Origin of the sequence: Sphingobium sp. CECT 9361 (assembly GCF_918741285.1) — a bacterium.
Classification (GTDB): domain Bacteria; phylum Pseudomonadota; class Alphaproteobacteria; order Sphingomonadales; family Sphingomonadaceae; genus Sphingobium.
This window is the reverse complement of the sequence record NZ_CAKKNC010000057.1, coordinates 1-4,546: the sequence shown is the minus strand read 5'-3', so window position 1 is coordinate 4,546 and position 4,546 is coordinate 1. Positions and strand designations below refer to the sequence as shown.

The window sequence follows — 4,546 nt, the reverse complement described above, 5'->3', positions numbered from 1 at the left end:
GTCCCGAAGATCCTGTGATAGCGTTCGTGCCATCCATGCTGGCCTCCTGCCACCAGCAGGAAGGCTGAATCACAACGGCGCCGCGAAGGGAATCCCTGACGAGTCAGATCGTGTGGAAACCGCTCTAAGGGAAAGATCCGCAGCAGGGATAAGCATGCGGCAATTCCAAGCGATGAGCAAGTCCATGTTCACATTCGTTGCAAGTGCGGTGGTTATATTGGAAAGAAGCGGGGTCATTTTTTAATGTAACCGCCGCCGAGCGACATTTATTAGCGTTAACTAAGACCGTCTCCGCCTTGCCCGACCACAAGATGACTGAAGAGACAGTAGCATTGTGGCCGACAGTCAGTGCGGGGGCATCAATTTGCACCGAACCCCCTCCGCTATGAGCCGCTAGCATGAGATCGTCACGGGGCTGAAAGGATGGAACGATAACGGGACTTGTGCCAAGGTAATCGCCAAGATGTGTCCAAGGTGCTGACTATCCTGGCAGCGGCTGCCCTGAGCGCTGTTTTGAAATTCCAGTTCGTCGGCTTGCTAAAGCGTTGTGCTACATTTATTTCTGTGCCTGACCGGAAAGTGGTGAATTAGCGCACAGGCGATCAATTCATGTGACCTTTACAGGAAGTGCGGCGCGCGACCTAAGAGAGTGGCGCAATGCACTTGCTATATAAGCGAATATATTATTTATAATGCTCAATAGGTGCTTAAGGTATATATGACAGATATCAATAAATATCGGTTGGAACTGCGTGAGCTTGCTGAGCAGTCCTTAAAGATAAATTCTAAAGTTACGTCGTTACTCGAGATGATCGATCTTGACCTGGCTAGTGGTAATGGTGTTTCGGCGAAGCTTGATACCAAGAAGATAAAAACTTTTGACGTGCAATTAGAGGATATACGAAAACTCAATCAGGAAAGGCAGAAGAGAAATCAGCATTTCCCTGGAGAAATGTTCTCTGATCCAGCGTGGGACATCATTTTATGCTTAATAGAGGGGTACATCGCGGGCGATTTGACCACGGTTTCCAGTATATATAAGGCTACCAAAATTCCCTATTCCACGGTTCTGCGTTGGGTGGGAACCTTCGAAGCGCGGGGGTTGTTATTGAAAAAGTCAGACCCGGGCGATGGCAGGCGTATCTTTATACGCCCTTCCAAACTCATGTTGGAAAATTTCAACAGATGGTATGCAGATCGCTATCGTGATTGAGAATTTCTATGTTCGGTGTATAAAAGGGACAAAGGAAGTTGCACTCTGCCATTCTAGATTCCGTTAATGAGAACTTTTGATTATCGATGTATCGAATGAATTACTTCGCACGGCGCATGTTGTTGTTTGCAGTGATTGAGAAATTTGATTTTGCATATTATCGACGGCTAGAAGATGCGCGAAATTTAACTGAAAATTTTAGGAATCCAGTGGTATCTGGCTCTTATCTATAAAAAGACTTCAGCTTTGAAACCAGCATTGCGATAGTAAAGTAAGCAGGCTTTCTGCCCACATTGGCGCTGATAGCTACCTTGACCTCAGAAGCATCGCTCGTAGCAGTGGTAGCTACATCCCTTAAGGTTCACATCCGCTTTGCTGTAGATATGCTTGGGGCGTGTTGCTCAAGTGTCGGCGTGGCCAATTGGCTTTTTTTGGATTTCATAGAATTTGACCAAAATTCCGTAGGTCGGCCATATCGATGATAGTGCGCAGATATGCTCCGTTCGCACTTACATCGTTTCACGCTCGCTCAGCTTGCGCTCCCACACCAAGGCATGCGTCACGATCTGATCCAGATCGGCATGTTGCGGCTTCCACGGGAAGCGCGCGAGGATGGCGCTGTTGTCGGAAATCAGCGCAGCGGGATCGCCCGCCCGGCGGCCCTCCAGCCTGCGGTGGATCGTGCGGTTGGTCACCCGGTCCACGGCATCCAATACTTCCATTACGGAAAAGCCCTTGCCATAGCCGCAGTTCAGCCGATGGCTCGCCTTGGGATCGGCGCGTAACGCTTCCAGCGCCAGCACATGCGCCGCCGCCAGGTCGCTGACGTGGATATAGTCGCGCACCCCCGTGCCGTCGGGCGTGTCGAAATCCGTGCCGAAGATGCTTACATGGTCGCGCTTGCCCAATGCTGCCTCGACCGCCACCTTGATCAGGTGCGTCGCGCCTGCCGTCGACTGGCCCGTCCGCGCGCGCGGATCGGCGCCCGCCACGTTGAAGTACCGTAGCGCGCAATAGTTCATCGGATGCGCAGCCGCGACATCGGTCAGCATCGCCTCGGTCATCAGCTTCGACATGCCATAGGGATTGATCGGCCGCTGCGGCGTCTCCTCGCGCACCGGGCTTTCCTCCGGCGTGCCATATGTCGCGGCGGTGGAGGAGAAGATGAAATGCGGCACACCGCACCGCACCGCGCTTTCGATGAGCGCGCGGCTTTTGACGGTGTTATTGTGATAATATTTCAGCGGATCGGACACCGATTCCGGCACCACTACGGACCCGGCGAAATGCATGATCGCGCCGATATTCTGCTCACGCAGCAACGCTTCGACCAGCGGCTGATCCTCGATATCGCCCTGGGTGAAGGGCACATCGTCGGGCACGGCCCAGCGGAAACCCGTCACCAGATTGTCGATAACCGCAACCGGCCAGCCCGCATCGCGCAACGCCAGCACGGCATGGCTGCCGATATAGCCTGCGCCGCCGGTCACCAAAACTGTGGGCTTGTCCGTCATCTCGTCACTCCATGCCATCTCCGCAGCGAGTAGGGACGCGGAAAGAGGTTGGGAACCCTTGCACAGGCAACGGCAGCGGAATCAAGTGTCTTGAGAATCTGATAGTATCGTCCTGCTATTTTGCATGAGGGTCGATCTTTCCCACGGAGTCAAACAGATATAACGGAGGTGCAAGAAGCCTTTTGGCAATAATGCACAACATGACAGTGTTAAGTCCTTGTCGCGCTATCACCTGCAACTCGATATTCTATGAGTATTTTTTTGTTCCAGCGGGATTTTTCGACTGGGACACGAACATGATTGCGCCTGCGTAAAACGCATGCACTGAAGTCATGTGATTTGCATTCCGTCACATTTAACCTAATATCGGACGATTGTCCTAGCTACATTTGTAGAGTGAACGCCGATGCAAAAGCCGAGAACGATATTTCCCACGGCCGACCCGGTGCAGGCCGATGCTACACGATTTATTGAAGAGATTTGCCGTAAAACGGGATGCACCCCTACGGAGATCGCAAGGCGTAGTGGATTGTCTCCCTCTACAATAACACGGATTTATCCAGTCCCAACCGTACGCTTTACCTTGTCAAGCAGGAGCATCGCCAAGATTAAACGCGCCTTCCCGTCTTTTCTTTCCCATCCCATATCAGCAGCCGTACAACCGATATCAGCAGCGCAGGAACCGATATCAGCAGCCGTTGAACCGATGTTGAAAGCAGAACCCGCCACCGGGCCTGGCCATATTGCAGTATTTAGCCTGGAAGCTGGCGCTATTGGGACTGCGGACAGTAAGACCATCGAACTGAAAGAAGGACTGGGCAAAATAGAAGCCTGGAGCGATCTTAGTTTAAATCCTGTCACGCATGTCGCCTGGTGGGGCGATGGAAATGACGATGATGACCGTTTTTTCGGAATCTATGTCGCCGGCGATGCCATGTATCCCCGCTTGTGTCCCGCAGAGATTGCGGTCGTCGACTCTGTCAAACCAGTCATGTCAAATGCGGATGCTTTTATACGCCTGCGGTTAGTCGATGACAGCCAGATGGTGTTTTTTGCCAGGGTGGCGGAGCGGAAAGGATCGCATATCGTCGTGGAATTTTACGAGCAGGGTAACAAAAAAATCGAGATTCCAAGATCTATGATTCGCGAAATTTTCCCTGTAATCGGGATTATTACCAACAGCTTCTAAGCGTCTTAAATTCTGTGTGAGCGGCTGTATGGCTACAACGCCTAGAGATCATGGTGCACAGCAAAAAACTATGGAAACCTTACGAATTTATCTTAGATCTCGTCAAATAGAGGTGGATTTTTGCCATGTTGTGTAACAATTACATGGCAAAGGTGCTGAATAAGCATGCGCAGATAGCGCTGTGGAATTTCGGCGAGCGATAGTGAGGGTATATGCGCGTTAAGAAGGCTGTTTTCCCGGTCGCCGGTCTCGGCACCCGCTTCCTGCCCGCTACCAAGGCGGTGCCCAAGGAATTGCTGGCGGTTGTCGACCGCCCCCTGATCCAATATGCCGTCGATGAAGCCATCGAAGCAGGCATCGAGCAGATGATCTTCGTCACCGGTCGCGGCAAGAATGCGATCGAGGACCATTTCGACATGGCGTTCGAACTCGAATCGACACAGCGCGAGCGCGGCAAGGATATGTCGGCGCTCGAAGGCACGCGCCTTGCTCCGGGTAACGCGGTCTTCATCCGTCAGCAGGAGCCTTTGGGCCTTGGCCACGCGATCTGGTGCGCACGCGACATCGTGGGCGACGAACCTTTCGCTATCATCCTGCCCGACGAATTCATGCACGGCAAACCCGGCTGCC

4 protein-coding genes are annotated in these 4,546 nt (G+C 52.4%); 3 read left to right on the top strand and 1 reads right to left on the bottom strand.

Annotation, left to right across the window (positions count from 1 at the left end):
- The first annotated feature begins 718 nt into the window (after positions 1-718).
- The gene (locus tag LQ220_RS24650) at positions 719-1,213 is read left to right on the top strand and encodes a hypothetical protein (RefSeq protein WP_230190609.1); all 495 of its coding nucleotides are present in this window, start codon (positions 719-721) and stop codon (positions 1,211-1,213) included.
- A 509-nt stretch (positions 1,214-1,722) separates the two neighbouring features.
- Here LQ220_RS24650 and galE read toward each other — a convergent pair.
- Positions 1,723-2,727 (bottom strand): UDP-glucose 4-epimerase GalE, encoded by a 1,005-nt coding sequence (galE, locus tag LQ220_RS24645; RefSeq protein WP_230190608.1) that lies wholly within the window; start codon positions 2,725-2,727, stop codon positions 1,723-1,725.
- 406 nt (positions 2,728-3,133) lie between these two features.
- Between galE and LQ220_RS24640 the strand changes: the two genes are divergently transcribed.
- Together LQ220_RS24640 and LQ220_RS24635 are read left to right on the top strand one after the other, a co-directional pair.
- Positions 3,134-3,916 (top strand): hypothetical protein, encoded by a 783-nt coding sequence (locus tag LQ220_RS24640; RefSeq protein WP_230190607.1) that lies wholly within the window; start codon positions 3,134-3,136, stop codon positions 3,914-3,916.
- Positions 3,917-4,128: 212 nt separating this feature from the next.
- Positions 4,129-4,546, top strand: a 418-nt coding sequence (locus LQ220_RS24635; protein WP_253073298.1) for a sugar phosphate nucleotidyltransferase, incomplete at its 3' end; no start/stop codon positions are given.

Coding starts and splice junctions, on each gene's coding strand:
- LQ220_RS24650 (WP_230190609.1), top strand. CDS start 719: ATGACAGATATCAATAAATATCGGTTGGAACTGCGTGAGCTTGCTGAG.
- galE (WP_230190608.1), bottom strand. CDS start 2,727: ATGACGGACAAGCCCACAGTTTTGGTGACCGGCGGCGCAGGCTATATC.
- LQ220_RS24640 (WP_230190607.1), top strand. CDS start 3,134: ATGCAAAAGCCGAGAACGATATTTCCCACGGCCGACCCGGTGCAGGCC.